Annotated in this window: 16 protein-coding genes; 8 read left to right on the forward strand and 8 right to left on the reverse strand. The window is 65.2% G+C overall.

What is annotated here, in order from left to right:
* Window positions 1–87: 87 nt before the first annotated feature.
* Window positions 88–489 carry a hypothetical protein gene (locus GTW58_RS01265; protein WP_047689686.1) on the reverse strand — a complete coding sequence of 134 codons (402 nt, stop codon included), beginning with the start codon at window positions 487–489 and terminating at the stop codon, window positions 88–90.
* Window positions 490–870: 381 nt separating this feature from the next.
* On the opposite strand from GTW58_RS01265, the gene GTW58_RS01270 reads away from it, so the two are divergent.
* The 3 genes from GTW58_RS01270 to GTW58_RS01280 all read left to right on the forward strand — a co-directional run bounded on the left by GTW58_RS01270 (window position 871) and on the right by GTW58_RS01280 (window position 3,669).
* Window positions 871–2,526, forward strand: a complete 1,656-nt coding sequence (locus tag GTW58_RS01270) for a DEAD/DEAH box helicase (RefSeq protein ID WP_232818056.1) — start codon at window positions 871–873, stop codon at window positions 2,524–2,526.
* Between the two features lie 329 nt (window positions 2,527–2,855).
* Window positions 2,856–3,044, forward strand: coding sequence for an antitoxin VbhA family protein (locus GTW58_RS01275; protein ID WP_047689681.1), 189 nt, complete (start codon window positions 2,856–2,858; stop codon window positions 3,042–3,044).
* 34 nt (window positions 3,045–3,078) lie between these two features.
* Window positions 3,079–3,669, forward strand: a complete 591-nt coding sequence (locus GTW58_RS01280; protein WP_342453284.1) for a Fic/DOC family protein — start codon at window positions 3,079–3,081, stop codon at window positions 3,667–3,669.
* Here the strand turns inward: GTW58_RS01280 and GTW58_RS01285 are convergent.
* Entirely contained in the window at window positions 3,666–4,334 is a 669-nt protein-coding gene (locus tag GTW58_RS01285; RefSeq protein WP_119933155.1) for a TetR/AcrR family transcriptional regulator, read from the reverse strand. The genes GTW58_RS01280 and GTW58_RS01285 overlap by 4 nt on opposite strands.
* A 178-nt stretch (window positions 4,335–4,512) precedes the next feature.
* On the opposite strand from GTW58_RS01285, the gene GTW58_RS01290 reads away from it, so the two are divergent.
* Window positions 4,513–5,472 (forward strand): NAD-dependent epimerase/dehydratase family protein, encoded by a 960-nt coding sequence (locus GTW58_RS01290; protein ID WP_119933156.1) that lies wholly within the window; start codon window positions 4,513–4,515, stop codon window positions 5,470–5,472.
* A 46-nt stretch (window positions 5,473–5,518) separates the two neighbouring features.
* Here GTW58_RS01290 and GTW58_RS14470 read toward each other — a convergent pair whose 3' ends face one another.
* Window positions 5,519–6,940 (reverse strand): HAD family hydrolase, encoded by a 1,422-nt coding sequence (locus tag GTW58_RS14470; protein WP_232818057.1) that lies wholly within the window; start codon window positions 6,938–6,940, stop codon window positions 5,519–5,521.
* An 80-nt stretch (window positions 6,941–7,020) separates the two neighbouring features.
* Window positions 7,021–7,944, reverse strand: coding sequence for a cation diffusion facilitator family transporter (locus GTW58_RS01300; RefSeq protein WP_342453285.1), 924 nt, complete (start codon window positions 7,942–7,944; stop codon window positions 7,021–7,023).
* 214 nt (window positions 7,945–8,158) lie between these two features.
* Here GTW58_RS01300 and GTW58_RS01305 point away from each other — a divergent pair, with 214 nt between their 5' ends.
* Window positions 8,159–8,818 carry a hypothetical protein gene (locus tag GTW58_RS01305; RefSeq protein WP_052209478.1) on the forward strand — a complete coding sequence of 220 codons (660 nt, stop codon included), beginning with the start codon at window positions 8,159–8,161 and terminating at the stop codon, window positions 8,816–8,818.
* Complete coding sequence (locus GTW58_RS01310; RefSeq protein ID WP_052209477.1) at window positions 8,815–9,438, forward strand: CDP-alcohol phosphatidyltransferase family protein; 624 nt, start codon at window positions 8,815–8,817, stop codon at window positions 9,436–9,438. The genes GTW58_RS01305 and GTW58_RS01310 overlap by 4 nt, the downstream gene beginning before the upstream one ends.
* Window positions 9,439–9,476: 38 nt before the next feature.
* Here GTW58_RS01310 and GTW58_RS01315 read toward each other — a convergent pair whose 3' ends face one another.
* Window positions 9,477–10,148: a GNAT family N-acetyltransferase gene (locus GTW58_RS01315; RefSeq protein WP_157980502.1), complete on the reverse strand. Its 672-nt coding sequence runs from the start codon at window positions 10,146–10,148 to the stop codon at window positions 9,477–9,479.
* A 158-nt stretch (window positions 10,149–10,306) separates the two neighbouring features.
* On the opposite strand from GTW58_RS01315, the gene clpB reads away from it, so the two are divergent.
* Together clpB and GTW58_RS01325 are read left to right on the forward strand one after the other, a co-directional pair.
* On the forward strand, window positions 10,307–12,946 hold the full coding sequence (gene clpB / locus GTW58_RS01320; RefSeq protein ID WP_119933158.1) for an ATP-dependent chaperone ClpB: 2,640 nt from the start codon (window positions 10,307–10,309) through the stop codon (window positions 12,944–12,946).
* Between the two features lie 173 nt (window positions 12,947–13,119).
* Window positions 13,120–13,329: a DUF3073 domain-containing protein gene (locus GTW58_RS01325; RefSeq protein WP_047689669.1), complete on the forward strand. Its 210-nt coding sequence runs from the start codon at window positions 13,120–13,122 to the stop codon at window positions 13,327–13,329.
* Between the two features lie 118 nt (window positions 13,330–13,447).
* On the opposite strand, the gene purM is transcribed toward GTW58_RS01325, so the two are convergent.
* The 3 genes from purM to GTW58_RS01340 are packed head-to-tail and all read right to left on the reverse strand — an operon-like array spanning window position 13,448 to window position 16,581.
* Entirely contained in the window at window positions 13,448–14,647 is a 1,200-nt protein-coding gene (purM, locus tag GTW58_RS01330; protein ID WP_052209475.1) for a phosphoribosylformylglycinamidine cyclo-ligase, read from the reverse strand.
* Window positions 14,616–16,133, reverse strand: coding sequence for an amidophosphoribosyltransferase (gene purF, locus GTW58_RS01335; protein WP_119933159.1), 1,518 nt, complete (start codon window positions 16,131–16,133; stop codon window positions 14,616–14,618). The genes purM and purF overlap by 32 nt, the downstream gene beginning before the upstream one ends.
* Before the next feature lie 4 nt (window positions 16,134–16,137).
* Entirely contained in the window at window positions 16,138–16,581 is a 444-nt protein-coding gene (locus tag GTW58_RS01340; RefSeq protein ID WP_157980503.1) for a hypothetical protein, read from the reverse strand.
* Window positions 16,582–16,626: the final 45 nt, after the last annotated feature.

The following is a 16,626-nucleotide window of genomic DNA, read 5'->3' on the forward strand; positions in this document are numbered from 1 at the left end:
TGGGTTGCGCTGAAAGACTGGTTTCAGCGCAACCCACCACCGCTCAGTGCGATCACGAGCTCGGGCCTCAGACTGCCCTGAGCGGGATCACTTCTTGGACTGCAGCACCAGAGCCAGGCCGATGGCTGTCAGCCACGCGTCCTTGGACAGCGGGGTCCCCTCCTGGGACGGGCGGATGCCGTCTTCCTGGGTCATTTCGTCGTTGTTGAAGTACATGGTCAACATGCCGGCGGAGAACGCGGTCAGGGCGATTCCGGCCAGGCGCTTGGAGACGAACGGGGTCAACAGCAGGCCACCGATGGCAGCCTCAGAGATCCAGAGGAACTGACCAAAGGCCTTGGCGTCCCACTCCTTGAACTGGGGGATGCCGGTGGCGGCCATGCCCTGAAGGTGCTCGTAGACCTCCACCGGGGCGTCCTTCTTGCCCAGGCCGGACTGGAGCAGGTAGGCGCCGGAGACGCCGCGCAGGATTGCGTTGGACAAACGCATGCTGATGTCCTTTCACGTTTGGGGGAGGGCGTGATCCGCCCAATTTCCTCTCACGCTACCAGTTGATAAGCCGCCTTTCTCCGATGAGTGCTGCACGTCATGGTTGGGCTCATCCGCACTCGTGTAGTCTTCACGGGTTGCACATGGCACTGCCCCCACGCGACCCGCCCCGCAGGATGCGGGGCTCAAAGCGTCGTCGTGAACTCTGTTGAACACAGGGGATGGGCAGGCAGCGCGTCGAACATTCCTTGGGCCGTCTCATTCGGCCCGGCTGAGACCAGCCACGACCCTCGGGAACCGCAGGGTCCACCGGAATCGGATCGGCGCACCCGGCAGGCACACATGCCGCCGGGACATCCGATCGAAAGTGCGAACTTCCTCTTGACTACCTTTGTTGACCTCGGCGTGCCCGAGGCCCTCTCCCGTGTCCTCTCCCAGCAGGGAATCACGGACGCTTTCCCCATCCAATCCAAGACCCTCCCGGATTCGCTGTCCGGGCGTGACGTCCTGGGCCGCGGCCGCACCGGCTCCGGCAAGACCGTCGCATTCTCCCTGCCGCTGGTGGCCCGCCTTGCGGGTCTGACACAAGGTGCCTCCAAGGCCAGCCGACGCCCCAACCGCCCCACCGGACTGGTGCTGGCACCAACCCGCGAACTGGCCACCCAGATCGACCGCACCGTGGCACCGCTGGCCAAGGCCGCCGGGCTGAACACCACCGTGATCTACGGCGGTGTGTCCCAGAAGCACCAGGAGCGTGCCCTGGCTGCCGGTGTGGACATCGTGGTGGCCTGCCCGGGTCGCCTGGAGGACCTGCTCAAGCAGGGGGTCCTGACCCTGGACGACGTTCGCGTGACCGTGATTGATGAAGCCGACCACATGGCTGACATGGGCTTTTTGCCCGTTGTCACCCGCATCCTGCAGCGCACCCCCCGCGAGGGCCAGCGTCTGCTGTTCTCCGCAACGCTCGATGGCGGTGTGGACGTGTTGGTCAAGAAGTTCTTGGACAACCCCGTGACCCACTCTGTGGACGAGCCCAAGGCCACCGTTTCCACCATGGAGCACCACGTGCTGGTGGTGGACGCGAAGGAAAAACAGCAGCTGATCGAAACCCTGGCCTCCGGCACCGGGCGCCGCGTGATGTTCACCCGTACCAAGTACCGGGCCAAGAAGATGGCCAAGAAGCTCTCCCAGGCCGGGCTGCCCGCCGTGGACCTGCACGGCAACCTGTCCCAGAACGCCCGTGACCGAAACCTGGAGGCCTTCTCCACCGGTGAGGTTCGGGTTCTGGTGGCCACCGACGTCGCCGCCCGCGGCGTGCACGTGGACGACGTCGAACTGGTGGTCCACATCGATCCCCCCGCCGAGCACAAGTCCTACCTGCACCGCTCGGGCCGTACCGCCCGGGCCGGTGCTGAGGGTCAGGTCATCACCATCTCCACCACGGAGGAGCAGCGTGACGTCCAGAAGCTCATGAAGCAGGCCGGCGTGACCGCTGAGATCTCCCAGATCAACCCCGGTTCGCCCGTGGTGGCGGAGCTGGTGGGGGAACGCGCCGAGCGCGTTGCCTACGCACCTCCGGCCAAGGACACCGGGGGATCGGGCCGCGGCGGGTCCAACGGTTCCGGCAAGAGTTCCACCAAGGGTGGCGGCGGAGGAAAGAACGCGGGCCGACAGTCTCAGCGGTCTGACCGTTCCGAACGCTCCGGCGGGCGTGGCCAGGGCGGTCGTGCATCCTCCGATGGTTCCCGTCAGGGTGGCCAGCACGGACGCGGGGGCCAGAACGGTCGCCGTGGTGAGGGTCGCGGACGGGATCAGAATCGCGATCAGAACCAGGGCCGTAATCGTGGCCAGGGCCGCAACGATCAGCAGTCACGGTCTGCTGCTGCAGGCTCCGGGGCGCGGCGTTCCTATTCCGCAGCCTCGGCTGTGAACCTGCATTCCGCAGGCGCCTCCGCGGTAGACCGTTCCACGCAGGCCGCGGCACGACGTCGTAACCGCCGTGCCGGTGCTGCCACCGGCGCCCCTTCCGGCCGCTGAGCCTCACGCTCACCGGGCGCGCCGTCGAAATCCCACCGGGCGACCGAGCTCCCTCAGCTTTTTTGATTTCCCACTCTGTGGCGCTTTGACCCGCCTGACCGTGGGGAATCGCGGAGTTCGTGGGGGGCTGAGCAATCCGGTGGGGACTGAAAGCCCGCCTTCCGATTCCACTTGGGGAGAATCGGAGGGCGGGCTTTTCGCTGCCCTGAGCAGGCACCACGACGACGAACCCGTGGTCACCCAACCAATCGACAATGCTGGCCTGGGGTCGGCTGAAGTTTCAGTCAGTAGACTCAGCGGTACCTGTCTGACATGTGAAGGAGGCTGCCGTGTCCACCACCGCCAGTGTCGAGATCACCCGCCGTGAGCGGGAAGTGGCGGAAGCCATCCACTCTGGTGAGATGGAAGGTTTGCAAACCACCAGTGAGACTCGGGCTGATACAGGACAGTATGTTGCTGGTGAGATCAGCTTGACAGAGCTCGAGGCCCGGGTCCGGCGCCGGTACGGGATTGGTTGAATTCGTCGACCCTTACGTGGATCCATCCACCGGGGTGCTGAAGAACCTGGTTGACGCCCGCTTTCAAGCTGACCTGGACGCGGTTGAAGGTGACCTTGTGCCCGTCCGTACACTCCGGTTGAACCAGGATCCGCCGGAACCGACCGGTGACCTGTCTGAGTTGCGAGCGATTCATCGTTTCTTGTTCTCACCTATCTACGCCTGGGCAGGGGGATTGCGCACAGTTGACATTCGCAAAAACCTCCAGGGCGCGGACTTCTTTGTGCCTGTCCAGATGATTCAGCAGGTGGCCGGTATCGCAGCTGAGCATCTGCGGGCAGATGACTACCTCAGAGGCATGGGTCGCCCAACTTTCGTCGCCCGCCTGGCGCATCATTACGACCAGTTCAACTACATCCACCCCTTTCGCGATGGCAACGGTCGAACTCATCGCTGGTTTTGGGGGTGGATCGCTCGCGACGCCGGCTGGCAGTTGAATTGGCGCGCGGTGACTGGTGCAGCCAACGATTCTGCATCACGCGCTGCGGCCGAGCACCAGGATCTTGGACCACTCATTGCAATGTTCGATCAAGTCGTTGTGAGGCACGACGACGACGGCGGGGCTAGGTCACACGGTGTCGGCTAGGGACCTGTAGAGGGATCCAGGAGCTCAAAGGCGCGGTCGCACATGAAGGTGAAACGCGCCTGTGGGTCACCGAATTCAGGCCCCAGTTGGTTGAAGATCTCCGAGGACAGAGAACCCAGGACCAGGTTCCATGCCGCTACGGCGCGGGCTACGGACTCGGCGGGGAGACCCGCCACCAGGGGGTCATCCAGTAGGCCCCGGACAGCCGCGGGAGCCAGGTCTGAGGTGCTGGATCGCGGGTTGGTAGCGTGAGCTCTGATTGCGGACGACGCATCGCCCTGCACGTCTCTGACAAGGCCCGCAACCAACGCAAGGACTCGGGTGCCGGCGTGATTGGTGACCTCACCGGGTGCGCGATAATCGGGCACCGGTGAACCGTACAGGAGCGCGTAGTCGTGGGGGTGGGTCACGGCCCAGTGGCGAAAGGCGGAGGTCATCGCTTGCCAGCGCGCGTGGTGATCCAATCGCTGTGCTTCTGCCTCGGCTGCTTCCACGGCATCCCCCAGTTCATTGAAGGATTCGACGATCAAGGCGGTCAAGAGTTCATCACGGTTGGCGGTGTAGCGGAACAGTGCGGAGGGGGCCATGTTCATGTCACGGGCCATGGCGCGCAGCGACAACGCGGCGGCGCCATGTTCGGCCAGGTGGGACCGAGCGGTGGCCATCAGTCGAGCGTGGATTTCAGCTCGGTTCTGCGCGCGTTTTCCGCTCGGCGTCCGGGTGTTCACCCCACGAGAATAAAACCGCTGTCCAGCAACCACACAAAATGCGAACAGTGTTCTTGATTTTGGCGCCAACCCCGTGCACTATTCGAGAACAGCGATCACGCTTTAGGGGGCGGCCATGAAATACGTAGGAGTGGTTGGGGCTGGGGCCATAGGCCGTCTGACCGCTGCGGAGCTGGTACGCCGTGGACACAGGGTCACCATGATCAGTCGTTCCGGTCATCAGGCATCCCCCGATCAATGGGGGGCCTGGGCGGTTGATGCCCGCAACGGTCACGAACTCGCCCGCGCGTTGAAACGTGACATGGGCCTGTGCGACGTCGTCGTGAATGCGGTGAATCCGGTCTCCTACACCCGATGGGAGCGGGACTGGCCGCCCATGGCCCAAGGAATTGCCGATGCATGTGCCACGTTGGGCGCCGGGCACCTGATGGTGGGCAACCTCTACGGTTACGGATCCGTGAGCGGGTCGATTGCGGAAACCCGGCAGATGGACCCCTACGGGGTCAAGGGGCGGGTTCGCGCCCGAATGTGGGTTGACGCGTTGAGAGATCACCGCGCTGGGGGCGCGCCCGCTGTGGAGGTACGGGCCTCCGACTACTTCGGGGCAGCAGCCAGGCCGGGGGTCAGCCTGCTCATGGACTACGTGATTCGTCCGGTTCTGCGTGGCACGACCGCCTGGGTTCCGGTGGGAGACCTGGATGCTGAGCACTCCTGGACCTACCTGCCGGACATCGCCCGACTTGTGGCGGACCTGGTGGAGTCCGACACCGGTGGCCACCGCTGGGGGCGGGCATGGCACGTTCCCACCTCGGCTCCGCGCGCCATGCGGGCGGTTGCCCAGGACACCGCGCGATTGATGGGTGAGCGGGCCGGTGTGGTGCGGCGGGTGCCGCGAGCGATCATGGCAGCGGCTCGGATTCACCCGCTGGTGCGCGCTCTTGATGAAACCCGGCACCAGTTCGAATCACCGTGGATGTTGGACTCCACAGCGGCCCAGGTGGAGTTCGGGTGGTCGCCAACTCCGTGGGAGGAAGCGCTGGGGCGCACGGTACGGGAGCTGACGGCGGGGCAGTGAGGCCGCTCAGCAGCCCGTGCGGACCGGAGCTCCAGTGGTCAGCCGCTCACGGCCAGTTGACGGTCAGGATCTCCCCGGCTGGACGCCGGGTGGCCCCGTATTCCAATTTCTGCTCCGGCGGGCCGTCAGCCCGCGGCAGGTCCGGGATCAGGGGGCCGATCTGACGGATGCGTTCCAGGGTGACCTCCGTGTGAGCCTCGACCGGCACGAATCCCGGTTCCGGTTCCACGGGCTTGTCGCCCGGAACAAGGATCACGGGCATTCCGGCTGCAACAGCTGACTGGGCGCCGGCCTGGGAGTCCTCCAGCGCAATGCAGTCCTCGGCTGCGCACATCAGGCGCTCGGCCGCCATCTGGTACGGCTCTGCGGCGGGCTTGGGGTTCTCCACGTCCTCACGGGAGACTACGGCACGAATGTTCTCCGTCAGGGCGGCTGCCGTGGTGGTGACCACCGAGGCCAGGGCGTTGGTGACCAGGGCTGCCGGGATGCGTTCGTGGCGCAGTTCCTCCAGCAGTTCGGGGATGCCGGGGATCAAGGGGACGTCGTCGCGGATGGAGTCCACCACATGCGCCCCGATCCGCTCGGTGATCTCCTGGACGCCGCCCTCGGCGCCGCGGTCCACCATCATCTGAGCGGAGAACTGCACGGTCTGACCCAACCCCGCGTGATCGTCCTCGGTGGTCCAGTCCTGCCCGAATTCGGTGGCCACGGCTCGCTTGGCTGTGGCCCATTCGGGTTCGGTGTTGACCGCGGTTCCGTCGTGGTCCAGCAGCACGGCCTTGGGCCAGGAGGAGCGCTGCGGGTCCAACCACTGCAGCAGGGACAGCGTCACCTGACGGTGGTCGTTGACGTGCACGGTGCCCTGGTCTGCATCCACGGCAACAGCCCCGGGCAGCACCACAACGGTCATGCCGGCGGCCTGAGCCGCAGCCACACCGGACGGGGAGTCCTCCAGCACCACACATTCGGTGGGGTCAACGCGCAGTCTGCGGGCCGCTTCCAGGTACCCCTCAGGGGAGGGCTTGGGTGCCACTCCGCCTTCGGCTTCTTCATTGCCGATCACGACGTCGAACAGCCCCTCCGGGGCCAACGTGGCCGTGTGTTCACCCATCTCACGAGCAGCATTGGTCACGATCGCGGTGGGCAGTCCCGCGTCTGCGATCTCCTGCAGCAGCTCGGGCATACCGGCAATCAGTTCAAGCGGGGTGGCCCGGACTTCTTCCTCGGAAACCTTGAGCAGCCCGGTGATCAGGGCGTCGTCGTCGAGTTCGGTGACCCCGTTGGCGCGCAACCGGTCCACGGTCACGCGGGCGGGAAGGCCGATGGTGGCCAGGGTGTCGGCCTCGTCCCAGGTGCCACCGTTCTCTGCGGCGAACCGCGCTTTGGCCCGTCCCCAGATGGGTTCGGTGTCCACGAGCGTGCCGTCGTGATCGAAAAGGACTGCCTGGGGAAAAGTGCGCGGCGACATGGCCTCCACCCTATCGGCCCCGATGGTGCCTTTCAGTATTCGTTGCAGCGGCTGGCTTCACGGATGAGCCCCAGTCCAATTCACGACGACGCCCGGTGGGTCAGCGGGCCGTGTCCCAACACTTCGTGGTCCACGTGGGCTGATGGCTCCAGCTGGAAGGTGGCGTGTTCCACCGCCACGGGGAAGTGCTGTGCTGCACAGGCCTGCAGGGCATCCAGGATGCGCGGCGCACCGCCGTCGTGAAACGCGCTGTCCTCAATCACCACGTGGGCTGTCAGTACGGGAACCCCGGTGGCCACCACGGAGGCGTGGAGATCATGCACGGCCAGCACGCGGGGGACTGTTTCCAGGTGGGCCGCAACCTGATCCAGATCCAAACCGCGCGGAGCCGATTCCATGAGCACTGACCCTGATTCCCGCAGGATGCGGGTGGCGCGGGGAATGATCAGAAGAGCAATGGCCATGCCGGCCACGGCGTCGGCCCCGGTCCAGCCGGTCCAGGCGATCGCCACGGCGGCAATGATCACAGCCACGGATCCCAGGGCGTCATTGAGGACCTCCAGGAACGCGGCTTTCATGTTCAGAGAAGCTTCCCGGGCGGTGGTGAGCACCAGCAGGGAGGCGATGTTGGCCAGCAATCCCACCGCGCCGATCACGCCCAGCAGCACCACGTTGAACTCATTTGCCGGGGTGGGGTTGAGCAGGCGCTGGACACCCTCCGCCAGTGCGTAGATGCCCACTGCCATCAGAACGGTGGCCTGGACGCCTGCGGCGATGATCTCGGCGCGCAGCCACCCCCAGCTGCGGCGGGCCGAGCGTGGGCGGGTGATCAGGATGGAGGCCGTCAGGGCCATGAGCAGACCGATTGAGTCCACGGCCATGTGCGCGGAGTCCACCAGCAGTGCCAGGGAGCCGGTCAGGACCGCGCCCACCACTTGGGCCAGCAGCACTGTGGTGGTGATGGCAAAAGCGATGCCCAGGCGGGTGCGGGAGGAGCGCGCCACGTCATGCGAATGCCCGTGCCTGTCTCCATGGCTGTGGTCCGTGGCTGAATGCACGGCCGGCGCGCTACGACGTGATGCTTCCCCACATGACATATTAGAAAAATAGCATATGTTGCGTGGAGTGAGGCAGGTGCCGGCCGGTCGGGATGGCCGGCGGTGCTGCCGATGTGACGCTGCAATCGGCGCACGGGCTCCAGGTTCGTAGACTTGAACCATGCCCACCGAGTCCCCGGTCGAATCAACCCCCGCTGAGCACGCCGGAGGCCGTGAGTCCACGCAAAGTTCTTCAGTGGTGTTCACGGATCGCCGTGGAACGGTGGTTCAAAAAGTTGTCCCAGTGTTGGCCCCGGTCATGCCGCTGGTGTTGGCTGCGTGGCTGGTGCTGGCATCCGTACCGCTGGGTGGCCCGGGGGGCAGGGCGCTGATCTGGCTCGGAGTGCTTGCCGCACCTTTGGGTGTTCTGCTGTGGATCTCCGGGGCATTGGTCCTTGCCGAGCGGGCCTACCACCGTCCCGCATACGCTCGCCCGGTGACCACCGTGCTGATCGTGTGCGCCTGGGTGGGTGCGGTGGTGCTCGGCTTCTTCCTGCCCGATCTGATTGACGGGCGGGGGCAGTCCCTGTTCACGGCTGCGGCCGGACCCGATTCCGTGGGACTGAGCGCAGGATTCGCCAACACGCTGGGTGTGCTGACCTTTGCAGCAGCGGCAGGCTCGGTGGTCAGTGCCGCGTTGGATGTACGTTCCACCAAGGCTCGTTTGCGCGGAGACGTTGTGGAACTGGACCCTGAGGAGGAAGACCGCCTGCGGCAGCAGTGGGTCAACTCCTTCCAGGACCCAGCTGACTTTGCCCGCGAGTACGGAGATCCCCGGTGAATGGCATCCGCAAGGCTCTGCGGGACGGACTGGTGCCGCCACCGCCGAGCGCCGAACCCGTCAAGCACCGGGACGCCGGTGTCTGGACCATTCCCAATCTGTTCACGCTGCTGCGGTTCCTGCTGATCATCCCAGCGGTGATCTCCATCTTCTACATCGACGAACGCCCCTGGCTGCCCCTGACGTTGGTGGCCGTGTTCAGCTTGACGGACTGGGTGGACGGATTCCTGGCCAGGCTGCTGGATCAATACAGCGCGATCGGCGCCAAGTTCGACCCCTTGGCCGACCGCCTGGGACTGGGGCTGGTGGTCATCGCCCTGGCCTGGGAGGGGCTGCTGCCGTGGTGGGCCATCGTCATCATCGCCACCGTGGACCTGTTCCTGCTCTTCTTCATCCTCCTGATGGACGCGCACCAGGCCATGCGGGTCAACTGGATCGGCAAGTTCCGCACCGCCCTGACCATGGTGGGTGTGGTGGCCGTGCTGGCCGGCCCGGCCTTTGCCCAGCCGGTGTTGAGCACCATCGGGGTGCTGTGCGTGGAGGTCGGTGCCTTCCTGCACATCATCACCGGAGTCCAGTACGCCCGGTTGGCCTGGCTCGGGAGGCGACGTTTCCGCTGAGAACCGTCAGGGTTCAAGGCCGGTGAGCTCAGGGGCCATCAGGCGCGCAGCCACATGGCGTACTGCGTGACTGCCCGGGAATCCACCACCTCCTGGTGCAGGGTGAATCCGTGGCGTTCGTAGAGGCGGCGACTAGCCGGAGTGGTTGATTCCAGGGCCACCGATGTGCCTGCGGCGCGTTGCAATCCGTGGCGCAGCAGTTGTGTCCCGGCGCCCAGACCTTGTGCCGCAGGGCTGACGGCCAACATCTCCAGATGCCAATGCGGTTCGGGCGGGCGGGCGGCCACCACGAGTTCGTGATCTGCTGCAACCTGTTCGGCATCCAGCTGGTGGGTGCTGACAAACAGCTCCTCCAGCTCCTGCGACTGCTCAGGCGCCAGTGGCGGACTCCATTGGGCCACACCCACAATTCGGCCGTCGTCGTCCCCGGTGCCCAAGCCGGTGGTCACTACGACGACGTCGATGTTCTGGTGGGCCAAACCATGTTCGCGCAGTGCTCGCTGTTGGTATTGCGCTGCCTCGGGTGAGCCGATGGCTGCAGCTGGGATGTGCCCCAGGGTCCAGGGGTCCTGCGCAAAGGCATCCAACAGAATCTGTGCAGCCGCTTCAATGTCCGCCTCCGTGGCTGCCCGGACCGTGGTTCTGGGTGCTGCAGACGTGGGCTGGCTGGCTTGCTCACTGTATGGGCGGGGATCAGTGGGGGAGGTCATGGTCATCGAGTTTAGGTTCGGGGTCAGACGGCACCGAGCTCGTGAGGATCCACCATCGGAAAGCTCAGTGCATCTAGCGAAAGAAAGTTGATACAGGTAGACTCAAGTATGAACCTCACGGCCTCAGCACCTGGGGCCCACAACAGTCAAGGAGTGACATGGACACCAAACTCACCACGCGCTCGCAGGAGGCCGTCAGCGCTGCTGCCACTGAGGCATCCACGGCGGGCAATCCGCACATTGAACCCGTCCACCTGCTCAAGGCGCTGGTGGACCAACGCGACGGCGTTGCGGACGCCGTCCTGCAAGCTGCCGGTGTGAATGTGGCCGGGCTGGCCACCAAGGCAGCCCATGCCGTTGCGGCACTGCCGTCGGCATCGGGGTCCACCACGGCGCAGGCACAGTTCAACCGCGGCACGCTGCAGGTGATCCAGGCTGCGGAGAAGTTCGCCCAGGGCCTGGGGGATGAATACGTCTCCACCGAACACCTCCTGATGGGTCTGGCCCAGGTGGACAGCCCCGCCTCCCGTGTGCTGATGGAAGCCGGTGCCACGGAGCAGGTCATTCGGGACACCATCCCGGCCGTGCGTGGAGACCGCCGGGTGACCAGTCCGGACCCGGAAGGAACTTTCCAGGCACTGGAGAAGTACGGCACGGATCTGACCGCCATTGCCCGTGAAGGCAAGTTGGATCCGGTGATCGGCCGCGATTCGGAGATCCGCCGAGTGGTTCAGGTGCTCTCGCGCCGGACCAAGAACAACCCGGTGCTGATCGGTGAACCGGGGGTGGGCAAAACCGCCGTCGTGGAAGGTCTGGCGCAGCGCATGGTGGAGGGGGATGTCCCGGAGACCCTGCGCGGCAAGACTCTGATCTCCCTGGACCTGGGGTCCATGGTGGCCGGGGCCAAGTACCGCGGTGAGTTCGAGGAACGCCTCAAGGCCGTCCTGGATGAGATCAAGGGCTCGGAAGGCCAAGTGGTGACCTTCATTGACGAGCTGCACACCGTTGTGGGGGCCGGTGGCTCCTCGGACGGTTCCATGGATGCCGGCAACATGCTCAAGCCCATGCTGGCCCGCGGCGAGCTGCGTCTGATCGGTGCCACCACGCTGGATGAGTACCGGGAGAACATCGAGAAGGACGCAGCCCTGGAACGCCGTTTCCAGCAGGTCTACGTGGGTGAGCCTTCCGTGGAGGACACCATTGCCATCCTGCGCGGGCTCAAGGAACGTTACGAGGCCCACCACAAGGTCCAGATCGCCGATTCCGCTCTGGTGGCCGCGGCCTCGCTGTCCAACCGGTTCATCCCGGGCCGCCAGTTGCCGGACAAGGCCATCGACCTGGTGGATGAGGCCGCCTCCCGTCTGCGGATGGAGATCGACTCCGCCCCTGAGGAGATCGACCAGCGGCGCCGCCAGGTGGACCGGCTGACCATGGAGGAACTGGCACTGAAGGACGAAACCGATCCAGCATCGGTGGAGCGCCTGGAAGCACTGCGCAAGGACAAGGCGGACAAGCAAGCTGACCTTGACGCCCTCAACGCGCGGTGGGAACAGGAGAAGGCCGGTCTGAACCGGGTGGGGGATCTCAAGGCCAAGATCGACGAACTGCGCTCTCAGGCCGAACGTGCCCAGCGCGGCGGGGATCTGGGGGAGGCCTCCCGTCTGCTCTACGGGGAGATCCCGGCTCTGCAGAAGGAGCTGGATCTGGCTCAGGAGCAGGAAAACGCGGAGGAGGCTGACCATGAGTCCATGGTCTCCGAGGAGGTCACCGCGGACGACGTCGCAGAGGTCATCTCTGCCTGGACCGGGATTCCCGCCGGGCGCATGCTGCAAGGTGAGACGGAAAAACTGCTGCACATGGAGCAGCGCCTGGGCCAGCGGTTGATCGGCCAGACGCAGGCCGTGGTGGCCGTGGCGGACGCCGTTCGGCGCTCCCGGGCAGGGATAGCAGATCCGGACCGTCCCATCGGCTCTTTCCTGTTCCTGGGACCCACGGGCGTGGGCAAGACCGAGTTGGCAAAGTCCCTGGCGGAATTCCAGTTCGACGACGAACGTGCGCTGATCCGCATCGACATGTCCGAGTACGCGGAGAAGCACTCCGTGGCGCGCCTGGTGGGAGCCCCTCCCGGTTATGTGGGTTACGAGGAAGGTGGCCAGCTCACGGAGGCCGTGCGGCGTCGTCCGTACTCCGTGGTGTTGCTGGATGAGGTGGAGAAGGCACACCCGGAGGTCTTCGACATCTTGCTGCAGGTGCTCGACGACGGCCGGCTGACCGATGGGCAGGGGCGCACCGTGGACTTCCGCAACACCATCCTGATCCTGACCTCCAATCTGGGCAGCCAGTTCCTGGTGGACCAGAGCATGGATGAGGATGCCAAGAAGGAAGCGGTCATGAATGTGGTGAACGTGTCCTTCAAGCCGGAGTTCCTGAACCGGTTGGATGAAGTCATCATGTTCGACCCCTTGAGCACGGAGGACCTGTCCAAGATTGTGGACATCCAGGTCCGTCACCTGGGGCAACGGTTGGCCCAGCGGCGTCTTCAGCTGGACGTCAACCCCGCAGCCACCGAGTGGCTGGGTCTGGCCGGTTACGACCCCGCTTACGGTGCCCGGCCGCTGCGTCGGCTGGTGCAGCGTGAGATTGGCGACAAGCTGGCCAAGGGGATTCTCTCCGGGGCCATCGTGGACGGGGACACCGTGCGGGTGGACGTCAACCCGGACGTTGCCGCTGACGGACTGCTGGTGACAGCCGGCGATGCACCCGGCAGTCCTTCAGGTGAGACCTCCCAGGAGGACTGAAGCAGGGGCGGCTCGGCGCCCTGGGTGTCGTGGATTGCGAAAGCCACGGGAGTCGAGCCGCGCCGCGTGAGCGTGTACGCTGGGGCCACGACACAGACTGACAACACACCGGGGCCGTATCGTGTACCAAACGTACCGCCGACCGGGACCGAGAGACAGAGGGGGTCACGCTCATGGGGCGCGGCCGTCAAAAGGCGAAGGCAACGCGACAGGCGCGGGAGATGAAGTACTTCAGCCCGCAGACCGATTACTCCGCCCTGCAGCGGGAATTACGGCAGTCCGGCAACAGCGGACCTGCCGTGGCTCCCTACCAGGATGACTTCGCCGAGGGTGATGACTACTCGGAGGACTCGGGGTACGACTCCGACGACGACTACCGTTGAGTCGCTCTGACACGAAGGGGCCGGATCCATCACGGATCCGGCCCCTTCTGCATGCCGGCCCCTGCACATCCGGCGCGTGCCGCGATGATCAGGCCAGGTGCAGGTACGTTTCAGCGGCTCACGATGCGTAGTCACCCACCATGTGAACCACTCCACCGTCCACGCCCTTGGCACCTTGGACCCAATCGGGGCCATCCCCCACGCCTGCGGCATCCGTGGTCTCCACGGTGCCCAAGATCCACGATGGGACCCCGCGTGCTTCCAGGTGCTTGACGGCGGCCTCCGCCACGGAGGGGTCCACCACCGCGATCATGCCAACCCCCAGGTTCAACGTGCGTTCCAGGTCGGCCAGGGGGACGTTGCCCAGGGTGGAGACCAGTTGGAAGACCGGGGGCAGAGACCATGTGGCACGGTCCACCGTGGCCGTCAGACCTGTGGGCAGCACACGCGCCAGGTTGGCTGCCAGGCCGCCGCCGGTCACGTGAGTGAAGGCCCGGACACCGGCACCTGTTGCCCCGGAGGAGTCATTGACGGGGAAAGTCTGGGCAAGATCCAGGACGTCGGCCGCGTAGACCCGGGTGGGTTCCAGAAGTTCTTCACCCAGGGTGCGGCCCAGCTCAGGGACGTCGTGGTCCAGGGACCAACCGGCCACACTGACCACACGGCGCACCAGGGAATACCCGTTGGAGTGCAGACCGGAGGAGGCCATGCCGATCAGCACGTCTCCGGCCTTGACCCGCTGCGGGCCCAGCAGTTCGTCGGCTTCGATCACTCCGGTGGCCGCCCCGGCGATGTCGTACTCATCCGGGCGCAGCAGGCCCGGGTGTTCTGCGGTTTCCCCACCCACCAGGGCAGTGCCGGCAGCGGAGCAGGCACTGGCGATGCCGCGAACGATGTCCGCCACCCGCTCCGGGACCACCTTGCCGGTGGCGATGTAGTCGGTCATGAACAGCGGCTTGGCGCCCACCACCACGATGTCGTCCACCACCATGCCCACCAGGTCCCAACCGATGGTGTCGTGGATGTCCAGGGCCTGGGCAATCGCCACCTTGGTTCCCACGCCGTCCGTGGAGGTGGCCAGATAGGGCTTGCGGTAACCCACCAGGGCTGAGGCGTCAAAGAGACCGGCGAAACCGCCCACACCGCCGATCACCTGATCCGTGTGGGTGGCCTTGACCGCCGACTTCATCAGTTCGACGGCGCGGTCACCGGCCTCGACGTCCACCCCCGCCTGGGCGTAGGTGATGGTCTGCTGAGAGGGTGCGGAATCGGTCACCGAGGGTTCCTCACTGGTTGGGCTGTTCGGCAAGTTGGGCATCCGAAGCGGGAACGGGTGGTTTACGGCGGGCCTCCACCACGGATTTGCCCAGGTCTTCGGCGGCAGGAAGCTCCGTGGGGTAGCGACCGGAGAAGCATGCCGTGCACAGTTCATGGGGCTCTTGCTCGGTGGCTTCCACCATGCCCTCTTGGGAGATGTAACCCAGTGAGTCAGCACCCAAGGATTCCCTGATGTCCTCCACGGCCAGGCCGTTGGCAATCAACTCGGCACGGGAGGCAAAGTCGATTCCGTAGAAACACGGCCACTTGATGGGCGGAGAGGAAATGCGCACGTGGATCTCCGCTGCCCCAGCTTCACGCAGCATGCGGACCAGGGCGCGTTGGGTATTGCCCCGCACGATCGAGTCATCCACCACCACAAGGCGCTTGCGGGCCACCACGGACTGCAGAGGATTCAGCTTGAGTCGAATGCCCAGCTGGCGGATGGTGTCCGAAGGCTGGATGAAGGTGCGGCCCACGTAGGCATTTTTGACCAGACCGTTGCCGAACGGGATCCCGGAGGCCTCCGCGTACCCGATGGCAGCCGGTGTCCCGGATTCGGGGGTTGGCATGACCAGATCGGCCTCCACCGCGTGCTCGCGGGCCAACTGGCGGCCCATCTCGACCCGGGACTCATAGACCGAGCGGCCGTGGATGGAGGTGTCCGGGCGGGCCAGGTAGACGTATTCGAACACGCAGGCGGCTCGGCGAGTTTCCGCAAAGCGCTGTGACCGCAGCCCGTCCTCGTCAATGGCCAGGAACTCACCGGGCTCCACCTCCCGAACAAAGGAGGCGCCCACGATGTCCAGGGCAGCCGTTTCAGAAGCCACCACCCAGCCGCGTTCCAGGCGTCCCAGCACCAGGGGGCGGATTCCCTGGGGATCCCGTGCCGCGTAGAGGGTGTGTTCATCCATGAAGGTTAGGCAGAAAGAGCCCACCAGCTGCGGAAGCAGTGCCATGGCGGCTTCTTCCAGGGACCCATGGGGGTGTTCTGCCAGAAGGGAGGTGACCAGAGCGGTGTCCGTGGTGTTGCCCATGGCCATCTCACCACGGGACGGGAAGCCCGATTTGTCGATCAGGGAGTCGTAGAGCTCAGCAGAGTTGGTCAGATTCCCGTTGTGGGCCAGGGCAACAGTTCCGTGCGGGGTGGCTCCCAAGGTGGGCTGGGCATTGGCCCAGTTGGAACCGCCCGTGGTGGAGTAGCGGCAGTGTCCCACGGCAATGTGGCCGGTCAGGGTGTTGAGCGTGGATTCGTCGAAAACCTGGGAGACCAGGCCCATGTCCTTGTAGACGTTGATCCGGGAGCCTGTGGAGGTAGCGATTCCCGCGGATTCCTGTCCACGGTGCTGCAGCGCGTAGAGGCCGTAATAGGCCAGTTTGGCCACGTCCTCACCCGGCGCCCACACGCCGAACACACCACATTCGTCCTGGGGTGATTTCTCACCAGGGAAGGTTTCGAAGCTCAGCTTTCCATCAGGGCGCGCCACGGGCTCATTCTTTCACGCCAGATTCCGAATCGGGCACCTGAGCGTGACGATTGTTTCCAGGGGCATGCTCGGCCGTGCGGCGCACGACGCGTTCGCTGGCATGTGCCTCCACGCGAGTTTGCACTTCCTGGGCCCGCTTGAGTGACACACGATCGAGAATCAGGGCGACGACGGCGCCCACGGAGAAGCCCAGTAGCGTGAAAATGGCGATCATGTAGCCCACCACCTGGCCGGTGGTGAACATGGCGTTGCCTGAACCCAGCACTCCCACCAGCATGCCCACCACTGCTCCCAGGGCCCCGCCAAGAATCAGGAACACCGGCAATTTGGGTGCCCGGCGATAGGACATGACCTCCGTGTATTGCTGTTGCTGCTCACCGTGCTGGTGCGATTGCTGCGTGGCTGGTGGCTGCGGATTGGGGTCGGCGGGGTGGCTTGCTAGGACCATGGTTTCCACCCTAACGCGATTCACGGGCCGCAGATCCGGCCCGCC

Origin of the sequence: Kocuria subflava (assembly GCF_012163155.1) — a bacterium.
In the GTDB taxonomy this organism is placed as follows: Bacteria; Actinomycetota; Actinomycetes; order Actinomycetales; family Micrococcaceae; genus Kocuria; species Kocuria subflava.

Excerpts from the sequence above, each read along its gene's own strand:
- GTW58_RS01265 (WP_047689686.1), bottom strand. The coding sequence starts at position 489 with ATGCGTTTGTCCAACGCAATCCTGCGCGGCGTCTCCGGCGCCTACCTG.
- GTW58_RS01285 (WP_119933155.1), bottom strand. The coding sequence starts at position 4,334 with ATGGCCACCGCTCGGTCCCACCTGGCCGAACATGGCGCCGCCGCGTTG.
- GTW58_RS01290 (WP_119933156.1), top strand. The coding sequence starts at position 4,513 with ATGAAATACGTAGGAGTGGTTGGGGCTGGGGCCATAGGCCGTCTGACC.
- GTW58_RS14470 (WP_232818057.1), bottom strand. The coding sequence starts at position 6,940 with ATGTCGCCGCGCACTTTTCCCCAGGCAGTCCTTTTCGATCACGACGGC.
- GTW58_RS01305 (WP_052209478.1), top strand. The coding sequence starts at position 8,159 with ATGCCCACCGAGTCCCCGGTCGAATCAACCCCCGCTGAGCACGCCGGA.
- GTW58_RS01315 (WP_157980502.1), bottom strand. The coding sequence starts at position 10,148 with ATGACCTCCCCCACTGATCCCCGCCCATACAGTGAGCAAGCCAGCCAG.
- clpB (WP_119933158.1), top strand. The coding sequence starts at position 10,307 with ATGGACACCAAACTCACCACGCGCTCGCAGGAGGCCGTCAGCGCTGCT.
- GTW58_RS01325 (WP_047689669.1), top strand. The coding sequence starts at position 13,120 with ATGGGGCGCGGCCGTCAAAAGGCGAAGGCAACGCGACAGGCGCGGGAG.
- purM (WP_052209475.1), bottom strand. The coding sequence starts at position 14,647 with ATGCCCAACTTGCCGAACAGCCCAACCAGTGAGGAACCCTCGGTGACC.
- GTW58_RS01340 (WP_157980503.1), bottom strand. The coding sequence starts at position 16,581 with ATGGTCCTAGCAAGCCACCCCGCCGACCCCAATCCGCAGCCACCAGCC.